This is a genomic window from Rhodanobacter sp. UC4437_H4, from assembly GCF_052978425.1.
The window spans coordinates 3,181,206-3,203,193 of record NZ_CM129673.1; the positions used below are offsets into that span (position 1 = coordinate 3,181,206).

The 21,988-nt window shown below is 69.9% G+C and carries 17 protein-coding genes; 3 read left to right on the forward strand and 14 right to left on the reverse strand.

The annotated features are described in order from the left end of the window. Window positions 1–31: 31 nt before the first annotated feature. The 9 genes from ACVCL3_RS14320 to ACVCL3_RS14360 form a co-directional block, all read right to left on the reverse strand. Window positions 32–883 carry a symmetrical bis(5'-nucleosyl)-tetraphosphatase gene (locus tag ACVCL3_RS14320; RefSeq protein ID WP_447099746.1) on the reverse strand — a complete coding sequence of 284 codons (852 nt, stop codon included), beginning with the start codon at window positions 881–883 and terminating at the stop codon, window positions 32–34. A gap of 15 nt (window positions 884–898) precedes the next feature. Beyond that, window positions 899–1,282 (reverse strand): Co2+/Mg2+ efflux protein ApaG, encoded by a 384-nt coding sequence (gene apaG, locus ACVCL3_RS14325; RefSeq protein WP_395120089.1) that lies wholly within the window; start codon window positions 1,280–1,282, stop codon window positions 899–901. Window positions 1,283–1,335: 53 nt separating this feature from the next. Then, window positions 1,336–2,127 carry a 16S rRNA (adenine(1518)-N(6)/adenine(1519)-N(6))-dimethyltransferase RsmA gene (gene rsmA, locus ACVCL3_RS14330; RefSeq protein ID WP_447099747.1) on the reverse strand — a complete coding sequence of 264 codons (792 nt, stop codon included), beginning with the start codon at window positions 2,125–2,127 and terminating at the stop codon, window positions 1,336–1,338. An 88-nt stretch (window positions 2,128–2,215) separates the two neighbouring features. Further along, the gene (gene pdxA, locus ACVCL3_RS14335) at window positions 2,216–3,214 is read right to left on the reverse strand and encodes a 4-hydroxythreonine-4-phosphate dehydrogenase PdxA (protein WP_447099748.1); all 999 of its coding nucleotides are present in this window, start codon (window positions 3,212–3,214) and stop codon (window positions 2,216–2,218) included. A gap of 5 nt (window positions 3,215–3,219) precedes the next feature. Next, a complete protein-coding gene (locus tag ACVCL3_RS14340; protein WP_447099749.1) occupies window positions 3,220–4,569 on the reverse strand; it encodes a peptidylprolyl isomerase in 1,350 nt (449 codons plus the stop codon). A 33-nt stretch (window positions 4,570–4,602) separates the two neighbouring features. Beyond that, window positions 4,603–7,005 (reverse strand): LPS-assembly protein LptD, encoded by a 2,403-nt coding sequence (locus tag ACVCL3_RS14345; protein ID WP_447099750.1) that lies wholly within the window; start codon window positions 7,003–7,005, stop codon window positions 4,603–4,605. Between the two features lie 97 nt (window positions 7,006–7,102). Then, window positions 7,103–8,023, reverse strand: a complete 921-nt coding sequence (locus tag ACVCL3_RS14350) for a histone deacetylase family protein (protein WP_395120084.1) — start codon at window positions 8,021–8,023, stop codon at window positions 7,103–7,105. 8 nt (window positions 8,024–8,031) lie between these two features. Beyond that, window positions 8,032–8,604, reverse strand: coding sequence for a cob(I)yrinic acid a,c-diamide adenosyltransferase (locus ACVCL3_RS14355; RefSeq protein WP_447099751.1), 573 nt, complete (start codon window positions 8,602–8,604; stop codon window positions 8,032–8,034). A 1-nt stretch (window position 8,605) separates the two neighbouring features. Further along, window positions 8,606–9,205, reverse strand: a complete 600-nt coding sequence (locus ACVCL3_RS14360; RefSeq protein ID WP_395120082.1) for a hypothetical protein — start codon at window positions 9,203–9,205, stop codon at window positions 8,606–8,608. A gap of 99 nt (window positions 9,206–9,304) precedes the next feature. Between ACVCL3_RS14360 and ubiH the strand changes: the two genes are divergently transcribed. From ubiH to ACVCL3_RS14375, 3 genes are all read left to right on the forward strand, one after another. Then, on the forward strand, window positions 9,305–10,528 hold the full coding sequence (ubiH, locus tag ACVCL3_RS14365) for a 2-octaprenyl-6-methoxyphenyl hydroxylase (protein ID WP_447098165.1): 1,224 nt from the start codon (window positions 9,305–9,307) through the stop codon (window positions 10,526–10,528). Beyond that, window positions 10,525–11,736 carry a UbiH/UbiF/VisC/COQ6 family ubiquinone biosynthesis hydroxylase gene (locus ACVCL3_RS14370; protein WP_447099752.1) on the forward strand — a complete coding sequence of 404 codons (1,212 nt, stop codon included), beginning with the start codon at window positions 10,525–10,527 and terminating at the stop codon, window positions 11,734–11,736. Before ubiH ends, ACVCL3_RS14370 begins: the two co-directional genes overlap by 4 nt. Window positions 11,737–11,818: 82 nt before the next feature. Continuing rightward, window positions 11,819–12,607, forward strand: coding sequence for a dienelactone hydrolase family protein (locus ACVCL3_RS14375; RefSeq protein WP_395120079.1), 789 nt, complete (start codon window positions 11,819–11,821; stop codon window positions 12,605–12,607). 10 nt (window positions 12,608–12,617) lie between these two features. Here the strand turns inward: ACVCL3_RS14375 and ACVCL3_RS14380 are convergent, their stop codons facing one another. The 5 genes from ACVCL3_RS14380 to ACVCL3_RS14400 all read right to left on the reverse strand — a co-directional run bounded on the left by ACVCL3_RS14380 (window position 12,618) and on the right by ACVCL3_RS14400 (window position 21,953). After that, window positions 12,618–14,510: a GGDEF domain-containing response regulator gene (locus tag ACVCL3_RS14380; RefSeq protein ID WP_447099753.1), complete on the reverse strand. Its 1,893-nt coding sequence runs from the start codon at window positions 14,508–14,510 to the stop codon at window positions 12,618–12,620. 198 nt (window positions 14,511–14,708) lie between these two features. Further along, window positions 14,709–15,776 carry a uroporphyrinogen decarboxylase gene (hemE, locus tag ACVCL3_RS14385; RefSeq protein ID WP_447099754.1) on the reverse strand — a complete coding sequence of 356 codons (1,068 nt, stop codon included), beginning with the start codon at window positions 15,774–15,776 and terminating at the stop codon, window positions 14,709–14,711. Window positions 15,777–15,797: 21 nt separating this feature from the next. After that, a complete protein-coding gene (locus ACVCL3_RS14390) occupies window positions 15,798–16,058 on the reverse strand; it encodes a WGR domain-containing protein (RefSeq protein ID WP_395120076.1) in 261 nt (86 codons plus the stop codon). Window positions 16,059–16,164: 106 nt separating this feature from the next. Beyond that, window positions 16,165–19,914: a translocation/assembly module TamB domain-containing protein gene (locus ACVCL3_RS14395; RefSeq protein ID WP_447099755.1), complete on the reverse strand. Its 3,750-nt coding sequence runs from the start codon at window positions 19,912–19,914 to the stop codon at window positions 16,165–16,167. A 263-nt stretch (window positions 19,915–20,177) separates the two neighbouring features. Beyond that, window positions 20,178–21,953, reverse strand: coding sequence for an autotransporter assembly complex protein TamA (locus tag ACVCL3_RS14400; RefSeq protein ID WP_447099756.1), 1,776 nt, complete (start codon window positions 21,951–21,953; stop codon window positions 20,178–20,180). Window positions 21,954–21,988 lie beyond the last annotated feature (35 nt).

Here is a 21,988-nt window from a genome sequence, read left to right on the forward strand (position 1 = left end):
TCCTCACTCCTCTCCACTCACTCCTCGCCTTTCAGTCCTCGCCGCCTGGCGGCCGCTTGCGATGCGGCTCGGCGTTGACGGTGATGTAGTGCGTCCCCTCGCCGTCCAGTTGCAGTGCGGTGAGCTTGCCGCCCCAGACGCAGCCGGTGTCGATCGCGTGCACGCCCAGTCCGTCGAATCGGCCCAGCGCCGACCAGTGGCCGCAGACGATACGCACGTCGCGTCGACGCATGCCGGGCACGGCAAACCACGGGTACAGGCCGGGCTTCTGCGTGCCGGGGATGCCCTTGGCGTCGAAGTCGATGCGCCCGTTGACGTCGCAGTAGCGCATGCGCGTCATGGTGTTGATGGTGGCGCGGTAACGGTCCTGGCCCTGCAGCCGGCTCGACCACTGCGCGGGACGATTGCCGAACAGGTTGCGCAGCAGGCGCGGGTGGCGCGGGCTGGACAGCTCGCGCTCGACCTCCTGGGCGGCACGCAATGCCTGGCGCAGCGTCCACACCGGTGCGAGGCCGGCATGCACCATCGCCCAGTCGAGCTGTTCGTCGTGGTGCATCAGCTTCTGCGAGCGCAGCCATTCAAACAGCACCGGTGCATCGTCGGCAAACAGCACCTCGCGCAGTTCGGGGTTCACCCGCGCCTGCGCCTCCGGCTTGCGCTGCGCGATCGCCAGCAGGCTGAGGTCGTGGTTGCCCAGCGTGACAATGCACGAGTCGCGCAGGTCGTGGATCAGTCGCAGTGTTTCCAGCGACTGCCCGCCGCGGTTGACCAGGTCGCCGCAGAACCACAGCTGGTCACGCGCGGGGTCGAAGCGCAGTTTCTCCAGCAGGCGTTGCAATTCGGGATAGCAGCCCTGCACGTCGCCGATGGCGTACGTAGCCATGTCAGTCCCGGGCCATCAGTGCAGCGTACGCGGGATGGACAGGGTGAAGGTCGGGATCGGCGCCTCGAACTCGGTGCCGTCGTCGGCGAGCATCTGGTAGCTGCCGCCCATGATGCCCACCGGTGTCTCCAGCACCGCGCCGGAGGTGTATTCGAAATCCTCGCCGGGGCGCATCCACGGCTGTTCGCCGACCACGCCGTCGCCGCTCACTTCCTCGACCTTGCCGTTCGCGTCGGTGATCTGCCAGCGCCGCGCGAGCAGGCGCGCCGGCAGCTGGCCGGCGTTGCGCAAGGTGATGGTGTAGGCGAAAACGTAACGGTTGTCCCCGGGCCTGGACTGGTCGGGAACGAAGCGGGTTTGCACCTGCACGTCGATCGTGTAGGGGGATTGTTCGGTCATGCCCGGATTGTAAGGCCTGCGCTCGCCAATGGGGCGGCGCGTGCGCGACGGCTTCACTGCGCCGCGGGAGCGACCTTGGCCAGGCGCACGAAATCCGCCGGCGACAGCGTCTCGGCGCGTGCGCGCGGGTCCACGTCGGCGCGCCGGATCGCGTCGCTGTCCATCACCTGCTTGAGTGCGTTGGACAGCGTCTTGCGCCGTTGCGCGAACGCCGCCTTCACCACGGCATAGAGTTGCGCCGGGTCGGCGTCGTGCCGTTGTTCCGGCGACAGCGGCTGCAGTCGCACTACGGCGGAGTCGACCTTCGGCGGCGGCCGGAACGACTCCGGCGGCACGTCGAACAGCGGTTCCACCCGGCACGCCAGCTGCAGCATGACCGACAACCGGCCGTACACTTTGCTGCCCGGTGCGGCGGCCATCCTGTCGACGACTTCCTTCTGCAGCATGAAGTGCATGTCCTCGATCGCCGCCGCGTGCTCGACGCAGTGGAACAGGATCGGGCTGGAGATGTAGTAGGGCAGGTTGCCGGCCAGCCGCAACCGCGGCACGCCGTGACTGTGCGCCATCGCGGTGAAGTCGACCTTCAGCACGTCGGCGTGCACGACGTGCAGCGCACCGACCGTGGCGGCGCGCGCACGCAGGGCGGGGATCAGGTCCGTGTCCAGCTCGATCGCCGTGAGCTTGCCTGCCGCGCCCAGCAGGGGCAGCGTCAGGGCGCCTTCGCCCGGGCCGATCTCGACCAGGAAATCGTCGTCGCGCGGTGCGATCGCCGCGACGATGCGCTCGATGCATTGGCGGTCGTGCAGGAAGTGCTGGCCGAAGCTTTTCTTGGGGCGTGCGGTCATGGGGCAGAGCGAGCAGTGAGAAATGAGGAGTGAGGAGTGAGTGTGTGGAAGGTCGGGGAGATGAGTGCGCGAGCGGCTCTCTCGCTCCTCACTCCTCTCCACTCACTCCTCGCCTTCGCGCCACCAGCGTCATGGCGAGGTTGGCTGCGGCGATCAGGCTGGACGGATCGGCGCGGCCGGTGCCGGCCAGATCCAGCGCGGTGCCGTGGTCCACCGAGGTGCGGATGAAGGGCAGGCCCAGGGTGACGTTCACGGTGCGATCGAACGCTTCGCTCTTCAGCACCGGCAAGGCCTGGTCGTGGTACATCGCCAGCACCGCGTCGTAATGCGTGCGTTGCGCCGGCACGAAGGCGGTGTCGGCGGGCAGCGGGCCGAGCAGCTGCATGCCCTCGCCGCGCAAGACGTCCAGCACGGGGATCAGCGTATCGATTTCTTCCCGGCCCAGGTGGCCGCCCTCGCCGGCATGCGGATTGAGTCCGAGCACGGCGATGCGTGGCTGGTCGATGCCGAACTTGCCGCGCAGTTCGGCGTCCACGATGCGCAGCACGCGGGTCAGCAATGCGGGCGTGATCGCCGCCGGTACGGCCGACAGCGGCAGGTGGGTGGTGGCCAGCGCCACGCGCAGCTGCGGGCTGGCCAGCATCATCACCACCTCGGCGCCCGCGCGTTCGGCGAAGAATTCGGTGTGTCCGCGGAAGGCGATGCCGGCATCGTTGATCGAGGACTTCTGCAGTGGCGCGGTGACCACCGCGGCATAACGGCCGGCCATGCAGCCGTCGGCGGCCTCTGCCAGGGTGGCCAGCACGTGGCTCGCGTTGCGCGGGTCGGGGTGGCCGGGCACTTCCCTCGTCGCCAGCGGCACGTGACGCACGCGCAGCGCGCCGGCGGCGCGGGAGTCTGCCGGTGCGCCGTCGTCGTCGATCAATTCGAGGTGCATGCCGCAGCGTGTCGCCGCGCGCTCGAGCAGGTGGCGGTCGGTGATCGCGACGAGGCTTGCCGCCAGCGACGTGCCGGCCAGCCGCACCAGCAGCTCCGCACCGACGCCGGCCGGCTCGCCCGCGGTGACGGCCAGCCGGGTGAGCGCCATCGCGCTCAGCTGGCCTGGGGTGCGGCGCCGTCGGCGGGCGCCTGCTCGGGCTCGCGCAGGGACGGCACGAGGATTTCGATGTAGGCGTTGGAACGCAGGTCGCGCAGGTAGTCGTCGTAGACCTGCTCGGCCTTGCGGTTGCCGATGGCCTGGCGCGCCTGGTTGCGCTCGATCTCCACGGTCTGGTCGCTCTGGCGCGTACCCAGGCGCTGCAGCAGATGCCAGCCGGCTTCACTCTGGAACGGCTCGGATACCTGGCCGTCCTTCAGCGAGGCCAGCTTGGCGGCGATCGTCGCGCCCCACGCCGAGGGCTGGAACCAGCCCATGTCGCCGCCGATGTTGGCGGTGGTGTCGTCCTTGGAGAACTCCTTCGCCAGCGCGGCGAAGTCCTCGTGCTTGTCGACGATGCGGTGGTACAGGTCCTGCGCCTTCTGCTGTGCCTGGGCGGAGCTCAGCAGCTCGCTCGGCTTGATCAGGATCTGCCGCGCGTGGTACTCGGTGACGATCTTGCGGTCGCCCTTGCGCTGGTCGACGAGCTTGAGGATGTGGAAGCCGGTCGGGCCGCGCAGGATCTGGCTGACCTGGCCCGGCTTCATCGTGACGACCGTGTCGGCGAACGCCGGCGGAATCTCGTCCATGCGCCGCCAGCCGAGGTCGCCGCCTTCCAGTGCATCGGAAGCGTCGGAGTAGCGGATCGCGGCGGCGCCGAAATCCATGCCGCCCTGGACGGCGGCGGCGGCCTGCTCGGCCTTGGCCTGGCTGGCCTGGATCGCCGCGGCGTCCGCGCCACCGGGGATGCTCACCTGGATGTGCGCCAGGTGCACTTCGCCGGCCTTGTAGGTGGGGCTGTCGAGCAGGTTGTCGATCTCGCTGTCGGTCACCGAGACCGAGCTTTGCACCACGTTCTGGTGCAGCCGCTGCACGGTGATCTGGTCGCTCAGTTCCTTGCGGAATGCGGCGAAGCTGCCGCCCTGCTGCTCGACCGCCGCGCGCAACTGCTCGGGGGTGAGCCGGTTCTGCTGCGCCACCCCCTGGACCGCGCGGTCGACGTCGGCGCTGGACACCGAGATGCCTTGTTCCTGCGCGCGCTGCACCTGCAGGCGCATCAGGATCAGCCGGTTCAGCACCTGCCGCGTCACCACGTCCATCGGCGGCAGTTGCCCGCGGCCGGCGTACTGCTGCTGGATCGTGCGCACCGCGTCGTCCAGCTCGCTCTGCAGGATGACGTCGTCGTTGACCACCGCGACGATGCGATCGAGCGACTGGTTCGCCGGTGCGGCCGACTGCAGCAACTGCGCATGGGCAGGCACGGCGATCGCCAGGGCGAGCAGGAGGGATGCAAGGAATTGCTTCATCGAGAAAAAAGCCTGGATCGCCGAGGCGATGGATTATTGATAGCCGAGAATATCACGGCGCAGCAGCGGTTCGATCTGGCCGCCGGTCGAGCCCAGCCCCTTGAATACGATTTCGAACATGATCGCGTTGTCGCGCCGATTGAGGTTGCTTCCGGAAGGTGGCGACGTGGTGCCGTAGTAGGACTGGTTGACGTAATTGCGGTCGACCAGCCGCAGGGTGACGCAACAGCTGTCGTACTCCACGCCAAGCATCGCGTCGACGGTGCCGCTGGGGAGCTTGTAGGTGGTGTCGATCGCCGGGGCAAACGCCCAGGCGCCGAACAACCGCCACCTGTCCGACAGCGGATAGACCGCCGAGGCGCTGTATTGTTCCAGCCGGCCGCGCCGATAGTGGTAGGCGAGGTTGACGATGCCCGCATCGCCGAGGCGGCGCTGCAGACCGAACGTGGCCGCCTCCACGGCGCGGCTGTTCGGGCTCCACTGCCAGGAACTGTTCACCCGCCAGCGGTCGTTCAATTGCAGGTCGAGCTGGGCCACGTAGGCCGAGCCGGTCCAGTCGGTGCCCAGCACGCGTTGCCGGCTGAGGTAGCGGATCTGGCCGATGCTGGCCGACAGCCGCTCGACGCCATCGTCGTCCAGCAGGCGCGTGGTCAGCGCCGCGGTGACGTTGTTCGCGTCCATCTGGCGGTCGGCGCCGGAGAACTGGTTGGTCGAGAACAGTTGCCAGTAGTCGAACGACATCAGGTTGGTGTCGAACAGCGGCAGGTTGTCCTGGTCGCGGTACGGCACGTAGAGGTAGTACAGGCGCGGTTCCAGCGTCTGCGTGTAGTGCGTGCCGAACAGCGAGGTGCTGCGGTCGAACATCAATCCCGAGTCGAGGCTGACGATCGGCAGCGAGCGGGTCGGCGACTGCTCGGTGAATGGCGACACTGCCGTGCCGCTGAGCCGCCCGAATCGCCCGTAGTCCTGGTAGCCGTCGCTGAGCTGGTAGGCGGTGTAGCGCCAGGCCAGGCGCGGCCGCACGAACCACGCGGCACTGCCGAAATCGGCCGCGAGGTAGGGGTAGAGGTCCTCGCGCTGTCCCTCGACGTAGCCGGGCTTGCGGAACATCACCGCGCTGGTGTCCACGCCGGCCTGCAGCCAGCGCGACAGCGGCACTTCCGCGCTGAACAGTGCATACGGCAGCTGCCCGTAAGGCAGCGCGGAGTCGGTCGCGAACGGGTTGGTGTTCTGGTAGGTGGTGGCGCCGAAGGAGGCGTCCCACCACTTGCCGCCGCCGCTGATCGCCGCACCGGAGCGCAGGCTGTACACCGGGCTGTGCGACATCGCATTGCCGTAGTCGTACAGGTAGCTGGCGTCGGATACGTGGTTGTACGTCCCGTTGAAGCGCCAGCCGTCCCACAGGGCGGTGCGGTCGGAGAAGGACACCAGGTGGCGCGACTTGCCGGTGGTGTCGGCCAGGCCGTCGCTCTTGCCGCGGTCCTCGGGCACGTACTCCACGTTGAGCTGCCCGCTGCTGCCGGGCACCAGGTAGCGGAACTCGCCCGCCAGCAGCGGGCCGCGGCGGCTGTAGTAGCGCGGGTCCAGCGTGGCGTCGTAGTTCGGCGCCAGGTTGAGGTAGTAGGGCGTGCTGAGCTGGAAACCCGCGCGGCTGGTGTTGCCCAGCGTGGGGTAGAGGAAGCCGCTCTTGCGCCGGTCGTCGGTGGGGAAAGTGAAGTACGGCAGGTACAGGAACGGCACCTTGCCGATGCGCATGGTGGCATCGCGCGCCACGCCCACGCCGCTGGCCTTGTCGATGCTGATCGACTTGGCGCGGAACTCCCACACGTGGTGGCCGACATCGCAGGTGGAATACGTGGCCATGGAATAGCGGGTGCGCTCGGCATCCAGCATGTGTCCCTGGCGCGCCACGCCATTGCCGCGCGATTCCAGCATCTGGTAGCGCACGTCGTCGGCCACACCGCGGCTGGCATTGGTGTTGCCGCGCAGGTGCGAGGCGGCGAGCAGTTGCCCGGCCTCCTGGTAACGCACGTTGCCGCGCGCATCGTAGTCGGTGGTCGAGTCGTTGTAGTCGAGCGTATCGGCCTGCAGCTGCTGGTCGGCGCGCTGCAGCAGCACGTCGCCGGAGAGGTGGTAGACCGACTGGTCGGAGCTGTCCACGTGCTGCGCGGTGACGTGCGCCGGTGCGGTCGCGCGCTGGCTGCTGTCCCGGCTCAGCGTCGGATCGTAGAACTCCAGCAGCGCGTTGGGCCGGCACATCGCGTAGTTGAGCGGGCGCGGTGCGCAGTGGAACGAACCCAGCGGGCAACTCTGGTCGGCCGGGTCCGGCGCCTTGCGTGCCGCCGGGGCGGCGGAGGCGGCGGGAAGCTGGCCGCCGAAGAGCGCCAGCGCGGCGGCGACTGCCAGCAGGCGACGTGGAGGAAACGTTGATGTCACGATGGAACCTGCCGACCTCGAAGGCTGGTCAAGTTAGCAGAAACGCCCCCTCCGATGCGTCCGCGCGTTCAGCGCGGGCTTGGCTGCGGGCGCCGATTCACTCCATCAGGGCCTGCACGTGGGCGGCGGCGCTGGCGGCCAGGGCGGCGAGGTCGTAGCCGCCTTCGAGGGTGGAGACGATGCGCCCCTCGGCATGGCGGCGGGCCAGCGCGACCAGCCGCTCGGTGAGCCAGGCGTAGTCTTCCTCGCTCAGCCGGATGTCGGCCAGGGGGTCGTTGGCGTGGGCGTCGAAGCCGGCCGAGATCAGCAGCAATTGCGGCCGGAACGCGTGCAGGCGCGGCAGCAGCACGGCATCCCACAGTTCGCGGAATTCATGCGAGCCGGCGCCGGGCGACAACACGCCGTTGACGATGTTGCCGCAGCCGCGCTCGTCCTCGTGGCCGCTGTCCGGGTACAGCGGCGACTGGTGGCTGGAGGCGAACAGCACGCGCGGCTCGCGTTCGAAGATGTCCTGCGTGCCGTTGCCGTGGTGCACGTCGAAATCGGCGATGGCGACCCGCTTGAGCCCGTGCGCGGCCAGCGCGTGGGCGGCGCCCACCGCGACGTTGTCGAACAGGCAGAAGCCCATCGCCCGCTCGCGCGTGGCGTGGTGGCCGGGCGGGCGCACCGCGCAGAAAGCGCGTTGCGCGCTGCCGCCGAGCACCGCATCGACCGCCGCCACCACGGCGCCCGCAGCGTGCAGGGCCGCCTCGGTCGAGCCGGGGCCCATCACGGTGTCCTGGTCCAGCGCCAGCATTTCGCCCGCCGGCGCGCCGAGCAGGACTTCGCCGATGTGTCCCGCGTCGTGCACGCGCAGCAGCTGTTCGCGGGTGGCCGGCGGTGCCTCGACACGGTCGAGCGCGGCGTAGCGGTCGTGATCGAGTGCCTGCAATACCGCATGCAGTCGCGCCGGCCGTTCCACGTGGCCCGGCCCCGGATCGTGCCGCAGGCAGGCGGAATGGGTGTACAGCCGCAGCATGCGGCAGCTCAGGCGGAGGGTTTGGGCTTGGGGCGGCGCTCGTGCTGCCACAGCACTTCGCCGTGGCCGCTGGCGCGCGCCAGCACCCGCGAGATCACGAACAGCAGGTCCGACAGCCGGTTGAGGTAGCGCTGCGGCTGGGGGCGGATATCCTCCACCCGCGCCAGCGCGATCACCTCGCGCTCGGCGCGGCGGCACACGGTGCGCGCCAGGTGGCCGCAGGCCGCGGCCATGCCGCCACCGGGCAGGATGAACTCCTTCAGCGGCGGCAGCGGCTCGTTGAGCCGGTCGAGGATGTGCTCGAGCCGTTCGATGTCGCTGTCGTTGACCATCGCCATGCCGGGGATGCACAGCTCGCCGCCGAGGTCGAACAGGTCATGCTGCACCTGGGTCAGTACCTCGCGCACCTCGTCGGTGACGCCATCGGCGGCCAGCAGCATGCCGATCGTGCTGTTGAGCTCGTCGACCGTTCCGTAGGCGTTGACCCGCGGCGAATCCTTGCCGACGCGCGAGCCGTCGCCGAGGCCAGTCGACCCATCGTCGCCGGTGCGCGTGTAGATCCGCGAGAGGCGGTTGCCCACGTCAGTGCCTGGCGTGGTTGCTGCGCGGCGCGGCGTGCGTCAGCTGGGTTGCCAGCGCATGCAGCAGCGCACCCAGCCCCACGTAGACGGCGGTGCCGGTGAGGAACGGCAGGTACCAGTCGCCAAGGTTGCCGAACCACGCACCGAGGCTGCGCGGCGCGGGAACGCTGGCGCTGAGCCAGTAGAAGCTGCCGTTGGAGATCAGGTAGCAGACGCCCTCGGCCACCAGCAGCGTGCCGGCCGCGAGGCCCAGCGTACGCAGGTTCAGGCCCTGCTGGTGTTTCGCCAGCCAGCTGCCACCCAGCCACAGCGCACCGTAGGACGGCAGCAGGAACCAGTAGGCCGGGGATACGCAGTAATGGCTCCAGAAGTCGATGCCCTGGCCGCTGATCACGAGGTAATCCACCAGCACGGCTTCCGCCATCAGCAGCGGGAAGGCCCAGCGGCCCTGGCCGCGCAACCAGAAGCCGGCGAGGAAAAACACGCCCCACGAAGCGTCCCACAACGCATGATGCAGCAGCGAGGGGTGGAAGCGGGTGACGCCCATCACCAGGGCCAAGCCCAGGAAGATGACCAGGCGTCGGGTCGTTGAGGTTGCCATGGGAACTCCGTGCGGCGCTGCGGGATACAGGCGTGCAAGTTTAGCCCAATGCGGCCGGCCCGATGCGTCGGTGCGGCGTCGACGCGTATCATCCGTGGCATGAATCCCTCCGGCTCCCCTGTTTGCGGCAGCGTATTGATCGTCGGCGGCGGCCTGGTCGGTGCCAGCCTGGCGATCGCACTGGACGCGGCCGGTGTCGCCGCCACCCTGGTCGAGACCGCCGCGCCGCGCGCCGATGCGCAGCCCAGCTACGACGAGCGCAACCTCGCGCTGGCCAGGGCCACCGTCAACGGGCTCGACGCGATCGGCGTATGGCAGCACGCTGCCGCCCGCGCCACGCCGATCCGGCACATCCGGGTCAGCCGTGCCGGTGAATTCGGCAGCGCGCGCATCGACGCAGACAAGCAAGGCGTCGACGCGCTGGGCTGGACCCTGCCGGCGCGCGAACTCGGCGCGGCCCTGCTGCGCCGGCTCGACGCCTGTACCCGGCTGACCCGGCTCGCCCCCGCCACGCTGTCCGCGCTCGAACCGCTGGCTGGCGGTTGGCGCGCGCAGGTCAACACCGCCGACGGCACACGCCACATCGACACGCCGCTGCTGGTCGGCGCCGACGGCACCGGCTCGTTCGTGCGCACGCAACTGGGCATCGACGCCGAGCACCACGATTACCGGCAGACCCTGTTCGTCTGCACCGTCACCCCCGAGCGCGATCACGCCAGCCGTGCCTTCGAGCGTTTTTCCGATGCCGGTCCGATCGCCTTGCTGCCGCTGGCCGAACGCCGCTGCGGGCTGGTGTTGACGGTGGCCGCGGACGAAGCGGCTGCGGTGGCCGCACTGGATGACGCCGCCTTCATCGAGCTGGCGCAGCAACGCTTCGGCTGGCGCCTGGGGCGACTGAGCCGACCGGGCAGGCGCCATCCCTACGCGATCCACCGCGTCGCGGCGGCGCAATTGATCGCATCGCGCGCGGTGCTGATCGGCAATGCCGCGCAAACCGTGCATCCGATCGGCGCGCAAGGCTTCAACCTGGGCTTGCGCGATGCGCTGACCCTGGCCGAGCTGGTGGCCGCGCAGGCCGATCCCGGCGACGCGGACATGCTCGCCCGCTATGCGGCACGCCGCGCGCCGGATCGCGAAGGCACCATGGCGATGAGCCACGGCCTCGTGCAACTGGCCTGCCTGCGGCAACCGTTGCTGGCGCCGCTGCGCTCGCTGGCCTTGCTGGCCTGCGACCGGTTGCCGCCGCTGCAGCGGGCGCTGGCGCGGCGCGGCATGGGCTTTCGCGGTACGCCGCCGCGCGCCGTGCTGGAGCGGGTGCCATGAACGCCGCCATCGGCGAGGTCGCCCCGCGCCGCCGCGCCGCGGCACTCGACGTGGCCGTGGTCGGCGGCGGCATGGTCGGCGCGGCGGCTGCACTCGCGCTGGCCCGCGCGGGCTTCAGCGTCGCCCTGCTGGAAGCACGGGCGCCGCGGCCGTGGTGCGCAGATGCCGAGGTGGACTTGCGCGTGGTCGGGCTGGCGCCCTCGTCGATCGCGCTGCTGGATGACATGGACGTCTGGACGTCCATCCACCAGGCGCGTGCCTCGGTCTACCGGCGCATGCACGTGTGGGACGACGCCAGCGGCGCGTCGATCGACTTCGATGCCGCTGCGGAAGGTCGCGACCTGCTCGGCTGCATCGTCGAGAACAGCCTGGTGCAATGGACGCTGTGGCAGGCGCTGGAAACAGCTGGTGTCCGCCGGCTGTGTCCGGCCGAAGTGACGGCTTTCGAGGCGCGCGACGATCGCATCCAGTTGCAACTGGCCGATGGCGCGACGCTGCCTGCTGCCGTGCTGGTGGCCGCCGACGGCGCCGGCTCGCCGCTGCGCCAGCTGGCCGGCATCGGCACGCGCGGGCGCGATTACGCGCAGCGTGCGGTGGTGGCGCATGTAGACACCGAGCGCGCGCATGAAGATACGGCGTGGCAGCGCTTCCTGCCGGGCGGCCCGCTCGCCCTGTTGCCGCTGGCCGACGGGCGCAGCTCGATCGTGTGGTCGCTGCCCGAGGCCGAGGCGCAGCGCGTGCTGGCGCTGGACGACCGGCGCTTCTGCGACGAGCTCGGCGCCGCCAGCGATTTCCGCCTGGGCCGGATTACCGGCAGCACGGCGCGCGCCGCGTTTCCGTTGAAGCTGCAACTGGCCGAGCGTTACCAGGCCGAGCGCTTCGTGCTGCTGGGCGACGCCGCGCATGCGGTGCATCCGCTGGCCGGGCAGGGCGTCAACCTGGGCCTGCGCGACGTGGCCGAGCTGCGCGACACCCTGGTCCAGGCGCGTGCGGCAGGCCGCGACATCGGCGCTGAACACGTGCTGCGTCGCTATGCGCGGCGCCGGCGCAGCGCCGACACGCTGGATGCGCTCGGCTTCGACGCGCTCGCGCGCATCTACGCCTGGCAGTCGCCGCCGCTGGTCGCCGCGCGCGCCGTCGGCGTGCGCTTGCTCGATCGGCTGGCGCCGTTGAAGCGGCGCCTGTCGGATCACGCCGCAGGACTTTAGATCTTTGCCCTCGCCTGCGACCGAAGGAGGTTCCTCGGGAACGCGCAGGGGAGGGCAGCGTAACGCCACCGGAGGATCGACCATGCGCATCGCCCGACTCTGCTGTCTGCTGTTGCTTGCCGGATCAAGCCTCGCCGTCCAGGCGAAGATGGTGCATCGCCCGGTCGAATGGACGCAGGACGGCACCCGTTTCCACAGCGTGCTGGTCTACGACGACGCCACGCTGGTCAAACGCCCCGGCCTGGTGATGGTGCCGAACTGGTACGGCGTGAACGACGCGGCCGTGAAGAAGGCCGAGATGATCGCCGGCAAGGATTACGTGATCCTGCTCACCGACATGTACGGTGCGGACGTGCGCCCGACCACGAATGCGCAGGCGCAGGCCGCGGTGAAGCCGCTGTATGGCGATCGCGCGCTGATGCGCAAGCGGATCGGCGTGGCGCTGGAGCAATTGAAGGCACAGGTCGCCGGCGCGCCGCTCGATCCCGCGAAGCTGGCGGCGATCGGTTTCTGTTTCGGCGGCTCGGCGGTGCTCGACCTGGCGCGCAGCGGCGCTGACGTGGCGGCGGTGGTGTCGTTCCACGGCGGGCTGGCCACCGACGATCCGATGCTGGCCAAACACATCAAGGCGCGCGTGCTGGCGATGAACGGCGCCGACGACAAGGGCACCATGCCGGACGCAGGCAAGTTCATGGACGAGATGCGCATGAGCCCCGCCGATTGGCAGTTCGTGGTGCTCGGCCACGCGGTGCACTGCTTCACCGAGGTCGGCGAGAACTCGCCCGGCTGCCGCTACGACGCCGCGGCCGCGGCGCGCAGCTACCGGCTGATGCACGACTGGCTGGATCACGCGTTCGCCGGCACGCCCTGAGGCGTCGCGCTCAGCCTTCCAGGTAAAGCTTGCCGTCCTCGTAGCGGCAGGTGCGGTTGCGACCCTTCTTCTTGGCCGCGTAAAGCGCCTTGTCGGCGGCGTTGACCAGGGCGCCGGGGTCGGCCATGCCGTCCTCGCGCGCGGCCAGGCCGATACTGATCGTCACGCCCAGTTGCTGGTCCTCGACGGCCACCCGCAGGCCGGCCACCGCCTTGCGCAGGCGCTCGGCCGCGTGCAATGAGGAGGACAAGTCGGCATTGCGGCAGATCACCAGGAACTCCTCGCCCCCCATGCGGCACACGGCGTCCTCCTTGCGCGCGGAGCGGCGGATGGTGCGGGCCACTTCGAGCAGCACCTGGTCGCCTACCGCGTGGCCGTGGGTGTCGTTGACCTCCTTGAAGCGGTCGATGTCGATCATCATCATCGTCACCGGATCGCCGGAGCGTTCGGCCATGCTCCACGCCTGGGCCAGCGACTCCATCCCCGCGCGCCGGTTCTGCAGGCCGGTGAGCTGGTCGATCAGCGCGTAGTGCTGCAGCTTGCGGTTGCTCATCGCCAGTTCGGCGGAGAACCGCTTGAGCTGCGCGCGGTCGTGCTCCCACTGGTTGAGCAGCTTCACGTACTGGCGCGCCGCGCCCATCCGCAACGGCAACATGCGAGCGGCCTGGGCCGGGCTCACGCAATCGTTGATCTGCGCCTCGGTGGCCAGGCGGATCTCGGTTTCGGACGTCACGCTGGCCAGCACGATCAGGTAGATCGACTGGCCCCACGGCGTGGCGCGCAGCGCGCGGCACAGCGCCCAGCCGTCCAGCCCGGGCATGCGCGAGTCGGCGATCACCACCTGCGGCATCAGCTGCACGGCCAGCGCGAGGCCTTCCTCGCCGCTTCCGGCCGAGTGCACCACCTGATCGGGCATGCCGCCGAGGATCTCCGCCAGCATCGCGCGCACCGGCGCCGCGCTGGCCACCCACAGCACGCGCGAGACCTCCACGGCGGGCGCGTTGTCAGCGGCGGGGGCCGGGGTGGCGACCAGGTCGGTGAAGGCCGACACGTTGTCGTCGGGAACTTGCAGCACCGCGCTCCAGTCGTGCCATTGCGCATGCACCTGGTCGAGCAGGATGCCGAGTTCGCCGGCGTCCAGGCCGATCTTGCCGCCCAGCAGCATCAGCTCGCCGATGTGCTGGGTACGCTGCTCGTCCGGCGCCAGGCTCAGGTCGGCCAGCCGCCTGGCCAGGTGGAACAGCCGGGTGAGCTGGTACGGACGCGAGCCCTCGGCGAAGCTGGCCGACTCGACGTTTTCGTGGAAGAACACCGGCTCGGCCAGTGCCCGCGGGATGCCGCAGTCTTCGAGGATCACCGCGGTGAGTTCGTTGTGGTCGACGTGCAGCAGTTGCCGCTCCGCCTCCACCGTGGTCTCTCCGCCGCGTTGCAGCAGCTGCGCGTATTCCTCGGGGTACAGCGTGGCCAGCGCCAGCTGCCCGATGCGGGCGAGCAGGCCACAGGCGAACAGCTCATCCGGCGACGCGAGCCGCACCCGCTTGCCGAGCTCCTGCATGGCCACCGCCATCAGCAGCGAGTGCGACCAGAAGCGCGGGTAGTCGAAGCTCTTGCAGGCGCCGCTGCGGTACTGGTCGACCAGCGAGAAACCCATCGCCAGCTGGCGCACGGCGGCCAGGCCGAGGCGAATGATCGCCTCGGGGATGCTGGCCAGCGGGCGGCCGCCGATGCTGGCGGCGTTGGCCATGTGCAGCAGGCGCCCGCTGGTGACCGGGTCGCTCTGCACCAGGCGGCTGATTTCCTCCAGCGTCGCGTCGTCGCGGCGACTGATCTGCATGATCGCCAGCGCCACACCCTTCGGGCTGGGCAGGCCGCCGTTGATTCGCAGTTGTTCGATGGCCTTCATGCAGCTGCTCGTTGGGTCGATGACGCACACGGTACGCGGGATGCGGGCGGATGTGCGACTGCCGCGCATCTCATGCCGGGCCGCGAGGCATTCGGCCTGCCGCAGGCCGCGGCCTGGCTGCTCGCACCGGGGTCCATGCCACTGGGGTATCGGCGTCGCGTCGCCGATCTTGAGTGCCGCGCGCGCGCCGGTCCTCGATCAGGCGCGCAGCGTGCGCCCGTAGGCGTGCACCTCGTCCACCAGCACCTTGACGTGCTCGGGATCGACCTCCGGGGTGATGCCGTGGCCGAGGTTGAACACGTGGCCGGGGTGGTTGCCGTAGCTGTCCATCACCGCGCGGGCCTCGCGGCGGATCACCGCCGGGCTGGCGCGCAGGATCGCCGGATCGAGGTTGCCTTGCAGCGCCACGCGGCCCGCCACGGCGGCACGCGCGTCGGCCAGGTCGACCGTCCAGTCCACGCCAAGCGCCGCGCAGCCGCTGTCGGCCAGCGCCGCCAACTGGCCATGGGCGCCCTTGGAGAACAGGATCACCGGCAGTTCGCGCGAAGCGGCGTGCTCTTTCAGCGCGGCCACGATCCGCGTCATGTAGCGCAGCGAGAACTCGCGGAACGGCGCCGGGCCGAGCAGGCCGCCCCAGGTGTCGAAGATCATCAGCGCCTGCGCGCCGGCCGTGGCCTGGGCGAGCAGGTAGGCGGTCACCGCCTGGGCCAGCGTGTCGAGCAGCTGGTGGGCGAGTTTCGGCTCGTTCCAGCACAGCGTCTTGAGCGTGGCGAAATCGCGCGAGCCGTGGCCCTCGACCATGTAGCAGGCCAGCGTCCACGGGCTGCCGGAAAAACCGATCAACGGCACGCGGCCGTGCAGTTCGCGGCGGATCAGCCGCACCGCGTCCATCACGTAGCGCAGTTCGCCATCCATGTCCGGCACGGCGAGCCGGGTGATGTCCGCCGCGGTGCGGACGGGGCGCGCGAACTGCGGGCCTTCGCCGTGCGCAAACGAGAGGCCGAGGCCCATCGCGTCGGGAATGGTGAGGATGTCGGAAAACAGGATCGCCGCGTCGAGGTCGAAACGCCGCAGCGGTTGCAGGGTCACTTCGCAGGCGTATTCCGGGTTCTGCGCCAGGCCCATGAAGCTGCCGGCGCGCTCGCGGGTGGCGCGGTACTCGGGCAGGTAGCGGCCCGCCTGGCGCATCACCCAGATCGGCGTGGTGTCGGTGGGCTCGCGGCGCAGCGCGCGCAGGAAGCGGTCGTTGTTCAGGGCATCGGGCATGGCAATCAACGGTGAGGGATTTCAGCGCCCGTACGGGCCTTCCTGGCCCTGGGCGAACATCAGGCGGAAGCCGCGCTTGAGCTGCGCGTCGCGGGTCTTCTCGAACGCGGCAATGGCCGCGTCGCGTTCCAGGAACTGCTCGCGCTTCATGGTGGCGCGCCCGCCCTGGGTGCCCGACTCGCGGTACAGCGTCCAGCCGCCGAGCAGATCCTGCTCCAGCGTGATCTGGACATAGCGCGGCGTGTCGGTACTGCCGGGCACGGATTGCAGGTAGAGGCGCATGGTTTTCCGAAACGGTGCGGACGTGATTGCCGCAGCACCCGCCATTCTAGCGGGCCGGGCCAGGGCCGTCTGCCGCCGCGGCAATCCGTCGGCGGCCGCGGCGGCCCTATCTTTCGAGCCGGTAGTTGAGGCTGGCGCGGCTGAACTCGGTGGCCTGCTGCGCCTCCAGGTTCCAGCGCTTGCTCAGCCGATAGCGCAGGGTGATCACCTCGCCCGGCTCGAACAGGCCCACGCCGTAGCTGAGATAAAGCCGCGGCGAAAGATACTTGCCGACGGTGAACGCCGAACTGCCGCCGAGCGCCTCATTGCTGGACACGCCGATGTCGTCCAGCCCCAGCTGCGAGCCGATCCGCTTGGCGAGCAGGTCGCCCGCCGCCGAACCCAGCGCCTGCGCCGCGGCGCTGACCATGCTGCCTTCGCCACCCTTGACCTCGGACAGCGGCTTGCCGGTGATCAGGTACGACAGCGCGTCGGACTGCTCCATCACCGGGTTGGAGAACACTGTGAGGATCGGCCGCTGCGCGGTGCCGGAGACGTACAGGCCCACTTCCTGGCCCTCGTCGATGGTGGCGTTGGGGTTGAGCTTGCGCACCGCACGGATGTTCAGGCCGGGGTTGTCGATCGGCGTGCTGGCGAACAGCAGCTGGCCGCGCTGGATCTGCAGGTCCTGTCCGTACGCGCGGTAGGTGCCGTTCACCGCGATCTGGCCCTGGCCGATGGTGGCGCGGCCAGGCTTTTCGATCACCGTCAGCACGCCGCTGAGGCGGCCGTCCAGGCCCATGCCGGTGACGTGGGTCTGCTCGCCCAGGTTGACCTTGACCATCGCGTTCAACGGCGTGCCGCTGGCGGCGCCCTGCGCCTGCCGGGCGTCCACCACCACCACGTCGGGCGAGGCGGCGCTGGCGCCGGCGCCGGGCAGCTTGTCCACGTTCACCCGTGCACGGTCGAGGCTCACCGCGCCGGTGATGTCGATGCCGTTGGCGCCTTGCTGCACGAGCAGGTCGGGCGAGAGCACCACGCTGGCCGCCGGGATGTCCACCGCGGTGAACTGGCTGCCCTTGATGGTGAGTCGCGTGGGCAGGGCGCCGTCGAGGCTGGCGCTGCCGTCCACCGCGACACTGCCCTTGCCCGACTGCACGCTGCCGCGGATCTGCAACTGCTGTCCGTCGAACGTGGTCACGTGGAGTTGTCCCTGCGCGAGGGTCAGCCCGGCGGCGGGAATCTCCGCGGTGAAATCGCCCAGCTCGGCCTGGCCCGTCAACAGCGGTTGCGCCAGGCTGCCGGCGAACTGGAAGCGGCCGTCGGCGCGGCCCTTCACGTTGGCCAGTTCGTGGCTGAGCAACTCGACGAAGGCGAGGTTGCCCAGGTGCAATTCCAGCTGGCCGCTCAGCGCCTGTTGCGCGCCGGCGATGCCGAGCTGACCGTCGATGCGGCCGCCATCGTTCAGCGCGGCATGCAGGTCGATCTGCTGGCGCTGCGGCGCGAGATTGGCGTCGAGCTGCAGGCGGTCGTAGCGCAGCAGCGGCGCGCGTGCGTCGTCGGTATAGCTGATCGCACCGTGTGCCGAGCCGATCGACGCCTGGCCGCTCAGCGCACCGGCCGCGCTGCGGTGGATCTTGCCGCTGCCCTCGATGTCGCCGTCGGCGCGCAGCGGCAGGTCGGCTTCGCCGGTGGCGTTCAGCAGCAGCGCCAGCGGCAGGGCCTGCAGCCGATAGCTGGCGTCGAGGTTGCCGGCCTTGTCGCGGCGCGCGCTGGCGCACAGCAGTGGGTCGCCCGCGGTGAGGCACAGGTCGGCAAGCTGCATCGCGCCATCGTCGTAGCCGAGCTGGGTGGCATGCTGCAGACGCCACGGCGGCAGGCCCTGGGGTTCCAGATTCAGCGTCGACAGCGTGCCGCTCCAGCGCGAACCGGCGAGCGCGCCGTGCAGGTCGAGCGTGCCGGACAGCTGGCTGCCGCGCGCCTGCACTTCGAGCCGATGGTTGGAATCGCTGCCTTCGGCCAGCGCGTGGATATCCTGGAATGTCAGCCCCTGCACGGTAGTGTCATCCAGTTGCAGGTCCAGCTTGCCGGCCACGCGGCTGATGTCCGGCAGCCCCACGATCAGGCGCAGGCGCCGTGCGCGCTGCTGCTGCCAGGCCAACGCCTCTCCGTGCAGCTGGCCGTTGATGCCGAGCTTCGGCAGCTTGCCCTGGATTCGCAAATGGCCGTCCAGACGGCCGCTGGCATCGGGCAGCCAGTCGCCGAGCGAGGCGATCGCCAGTTGCAGTTCGGCGTCGTTGCTGGCGCCGGGCCGCGCGGTCAGTTGCAGCGAGCTGGGACCGGAGGCCAGTTCCAGCCGACCGTCCAGCACCCGCTGCGGCGACAGGTGCAGCTTGCCGTGGCCGCTGACCGCGCGCTTGCGCAGGTTGCCGGTGAGCTTGCGGATGTCCAGCGTGGCGTCGAGTCCGTCGGCCGTGCGCCGGCCCTGGCTGGCGATGTCGGCATCGAGCGCGCCGTCCCAGTGCGCCAGCAACTGGCCAGGATCGAAGGCCTCGGCGCGGACCTCGGCCTGCCACGCCAGCCCCGGTTGCAAGGTCAGCTCGCCGTGCGCCTGGAGCCGGCCCTTGGCTTGTTTCAGGTCGAGCGTGCGCACCTGCAAGCGCTGCGGCGTGCCGTCCAGTTCCAACGCCAGCTGCGCCAGCTTGCCGGGCGGACCCAGCGCGAGATTGCCTTGCACGCGGTACGCGTCGACGCTGCCCGTGGCCTTGAGCTGGCCGTGGCTGGCCAACTCCCGACCAGCCAGCTCGGCCGGCAGTTGCAGGTCGGTCCAGCCGATCTGCAGGTTGGCGGCGAGCGGCTTGGCGTCCAGCTGCACGGTGCCGCTCGCTTCCACGTTGCCCTTGAAGCGCGGCGAGCGGAGCCGGAGTCGTTCGAGCGTGAGCGTGTGGTAGTCGGGGTCGAACCGCGCGCGCAGCGGCTGCAGCAGCACGCGGTACTGGTTCAGGTCGAGCTGGCCTTCGAGCGTGCCGCCGTGGCGGTCGCCGTGCCCCGCGAGCGAGAACGCCAGCGATTGCAGCGAGCCTTCGCCGAGCAGCGGCGCGGGGTCGAAACGCGGCGCCTCGAGCGTGCCGCTCCAGCCGAATTCGCCGGCCTGGGCGAGTTCGGCGTGCAGCTTCATCGGCGCCGGTGCGGTGAGCGCGCCATCCAGCGTGGCCCGCCTGCCGTCGCTGTGGATCGAGAGCGTGCCGGCGACATCGGTGTCGCCGGCTTTCCACGCAAAGCCCAGCGTGCCGTTGCCTTGATAACTCTTGCCGAAGACCAGCTCGCCGGCGAGATCGGCATGGCCGTCCGGTGCGCGCAGCGCGAGCTGGCGCAGCGCGATGCCGCGGTCGGTCCAGCGCCCGGCCAGGTCGAGCCGATCGGCGGCAAACACGTCCTTGCCCGCCTGCGTCACCTTGATCGGGCCGACGTGCACGCGATCCAGGATCAGCTCCACCGGCAGATGCAGCGACAGGCTGCCGGAGCTTGCGCTTTCATCGGTGCTGGCGGCGGGCAACGCCACCGTGACGCGCTCCACGTCGAGCGCGGTCAGGTGCACGCGCTTGCCCAGCAGCGACCAGAAGCGCAAGTCCAGCCGCACCGTGGCCAGATCCACCACGGTGCCGTGGCCGTCGTCGTAGCGCACGCCGGAAAGTTGCAGCGGCCCGGCCAGCCGCCCCTGCGCCTGCTGCACCTGCAACGTGCCGCCACTCAGGGATTGCGCACGCGCCAGGGCGAACCGCAGGCCCGGAGCGGTGCCGAGCAGCCACCACGACGCCAGCGTCGCCACCAGCAGCAGCGCGACAGCGGCGACGGCAATGCGCTTGATCCACTTCATGCCGTCAGCCTGCTCCGCTTGCCGTTTACGCGGATGGAATTTCCACTGCCGTTCGCCCTGAGCGTAGCGAAGCGCACGCGGGGAGGGGCCATGGATGGCCGCTGCTTTGGGGAGCGAGGAAGTCGAAGGGCAGTCTTCCGCGGGGCGCCCTTCGACTTCGGCCTTTCAGGCCTGCGCTCAGGGAGAGCGGTGGTGGGTGAGGTGTTTGTGGTGAGCGTCATGTTCAATAGTCAATAGTTCAGCCTTTCCCGAATCCCGGCTGCTCACAGATCCGGCCCGATCACCACGTGCAACTCGATGCCGTGATGGTCCGAATCGTGGATCGGCGTGCCGAGGTCGAGCCGGACCATGCCCACCGGCGAGCGCCAGCGCAGGCCCAGGCCGGCGCCGATCTTCGGGCGGAAATCGGTGCCGGTGTAGGCGTTGCCGGCGTCGACGAAGGCGGCCATGCCCCAGTTGCGGGTGAAGTAGTGCTCCACCTCGGTGCTGGCCACCAGCAGGTTGCGCCCGCCGATGACGCGGTCGTAGCTGTTGCGCGGGCCGATCGACTGGTAGCCGTAGCCACGCACGGAGCGGTCGCCGCCGGCGAAGAAACGCAGTTGCGGCGGCAGCGCGGCGAAGTCGTCGGTGCGGGTGATGCCGGCGCTGCCGCGCAGGATCAGCCGGTTGCGCTGCTTCGCTCCGAACGCGCGGATCCACTTGGCGTCGGCGCTGACCTGATTGAAGCTCGCGTCGGAGAGCAGGCTGCCGGCGGTGCTGCGCGCGGCCAGGGTCAGCGACCAGCCGCGGTGCACGAAGGCGGGGTTGTCGGCCTGCTTGCGGGTCAGCGAGGCTTCGGCGAACACCTCGGTGCTGCGGCCGTGCTCGATGCCCGGCGTGTTGTCCGGTTCGCGTCCGCGCTTGCCCACGGTGAAGGTGCCGGCCAGCGCATGCACGCCCAGCGTGCGCGTCCAGCCGTGCCACTGGCGCGTTTCGTTGCCGACCAGCTCCAGCGTCCGCGATTGCGAGGTGTCGGTGTCGGCGTCGCGGAAATTCGCGCCGACGTTGTAGCTGCGCTGGTCCGGGCCGGGCAGCGGGATGGTGTACATGGTCGAGAGCGTTTTCAGCCGCTGCGCCACCACCAGTTCGTTCTTCCACTTGTGCCCGCGCCGGTTGACCCAGCGCCGCTCGATGCCGCCGCGCACGCCGAAGCCGGTATCGGTGCCGATGAACGGGCCGCCGGTGTAGATCGTGCGCTTGGCCGGGGCCAACTGCACGGTGACGTCGACGACGCCGTGCTTCGCCTCGTCGACGTCGGGCAGCACGTTGACCACGGCAAAATAGTCCGCGCCGTTCAAGGCCTGCTGCAGGGTCAGCAACTGGTCCTGTGAAAAATAGTCGCCGGACTGGAACGGAACGTAGCGGTCGAGGAAGCCCTCGTTGAATTGCGAGCCCTCGAAGTGCACCTGGCCGTAGCGATAGCGCGGGCCGGTTTCCCATGCCAGCTTGACCACCGCGCGCCGTTCGCCGCGGTTCACCTCCACCCGATGGGTGAGCAGGCGGGCGTCGAGGTAGCCGTTGGCGGTCAGCTGCGCGCTCATGGCGTCGCGCGCCTCCTCGTAGGCTTCGTGGTTCAGCGTCTTGCCGGCGAGCCGCTCGATCGCGCGGCGCGCGCGGCGGATCGGCGCGATCTTGCCGGCGGCATCATCCAGCTTCAGTTCGACCTTGGTCACCTTGACCGGCTCGCCGGGCGTCACATGCAGGTTCACCTGCCAGTCCGCGCCGACCTGCCTGAGCTCGCCGGTGACGCTGGCGTCGTAGTAGCCGTAGGGCTGCAGCGCCGCGCGCACCTGCTCCGGCACGCGCTGGTACAGGCGCGCGGCCTGCGCGGCGGTGACCTCGCGTTTGGCGTACTGCGACAGCTCCAGGCGGTCGATCACCGCCGCCTTCAGCGGATCTTCCACGCCGTCCACGTGCAGCGCGACGCCCGCGTGCGCCAGCGAAGCCAGCGCAAGCAACGGCAACAACAGCAGGCTCAGGCGTCGGCGGCATCGGCGCATGCGCGAAGGGCGTCCTTGGACGGGATGACAGGTCG

Excerpts from the sequence above, each read along its gene's own strand:
- ACVCL3_RS14320 (WP_447099746.1), bottom strand. The coding sequence starts at position 883 with ATGGCTACGTACGCCATCGGCGACGTGCAGGGCTGCTATCCCGAATTG.
- apaG (WP_395120089.1), bottom strand. The coding sequence starts at position 1,282 with ATGACCGAACAATCCCCCTACACGATCGACGTGCAGGTGCAAACCCGC.
- rsmA (WP_447099747.1), bottom strand. The coding sequence starts at position 2,127 with ATGACCGCACGCCCCAAGAAAAGCTTCGGCCAGCACTTCCTGCACGAC.
- pdxA (WP_447099748.1), bottom strand. The coding sequence starts at position 3,214 with ATGGCGCTCACCCGGCTGGCCGTCACCGCGGGCGAGCCGGCCGGCGTC.
- ACVCL3_RS14340 (WP_447099749.1), bottom strand. The coding sequence starts at position 4,569 with ATGAAGCAATTCCTTGCATCCCTCCTGCTCGCCCTGGCGATCGCCGTG.
- ACVCL3_RS14350 (WP_395120084.1), bottom strand. The coding sequence starts at position 8,023 with ATGCTGCGGCTGTACACCCATTCCGCCTGCCTGCGGCACGATCCGGGG.
- ACVCL3_RS14360 (WP_395120082.1), bottom strand. The coding sequence starts at position 9,205 with ATGGCAACCTCAACGACCCGACGCCTGGTCATCTTCCTGGGCTTGGCC.
- ubiH (WP_447098165.1), top strand. The coding sequence starts at position 9,305 with ATGAATCCCTCCGGCTCCCCTGTTTGCGGCAGCGTATTGATCGTCGGC.
- ACVCL3_RS14370 (WP_447099752.1), top strand. The coding sequence starts at position 10,525 with ATGAACGCCGCCATCGGCGAGGTCGCCCCGCGCCGCCGCGCCGCGGCA.
- ACVCL3_RS14375 (WP_395120079.1), top strand. The coding sequence starts at position 11,819 with ATGCGCATCGCCCGACTCTGCTGTCTGCTGTTGCTTGCCGGATCAAGC.
- ACVCL3_RS14380 (WP_447099753.1), bottom strand. The coding sequence starts at position 14,510 with ATGAAGGCCATCGAACAACTGCGAATCAACGGCGGCCTGCCCAGCCCG.
- hemE (WP_447099754.1), bottom strand. The coding sequence starts at position 15,776 with ATGCCCGATGCCCTGAACAACGACCGCTTCCTGCGCGCGCTGCGCCGC.
- ACVCL3_RS14390 (WP_395120076.1), bottom strand. The coding sequence starts at position 16,058 with ATGCGCCTCTACCTGCAATCCGTGCCCGGCAGTACCGACACGCCGCGC.
- ACVCL3_RS14395 (WP_447099755.1), bottom strand. The coding sequence starts at position 19,914 with ATGAAGTGGATCAAGCGCATTGCCGTCGCCGCTGTCGCGCTGCTGCTG.
- ACVCL3_RS14400 (WP_447099756.1), bottom strand. The coding sequence starts at position 21,953 with ATGCGCCGATGCCGCCGACGCCTGAGCCTGCTGTTGTTGCCGTTGCTT.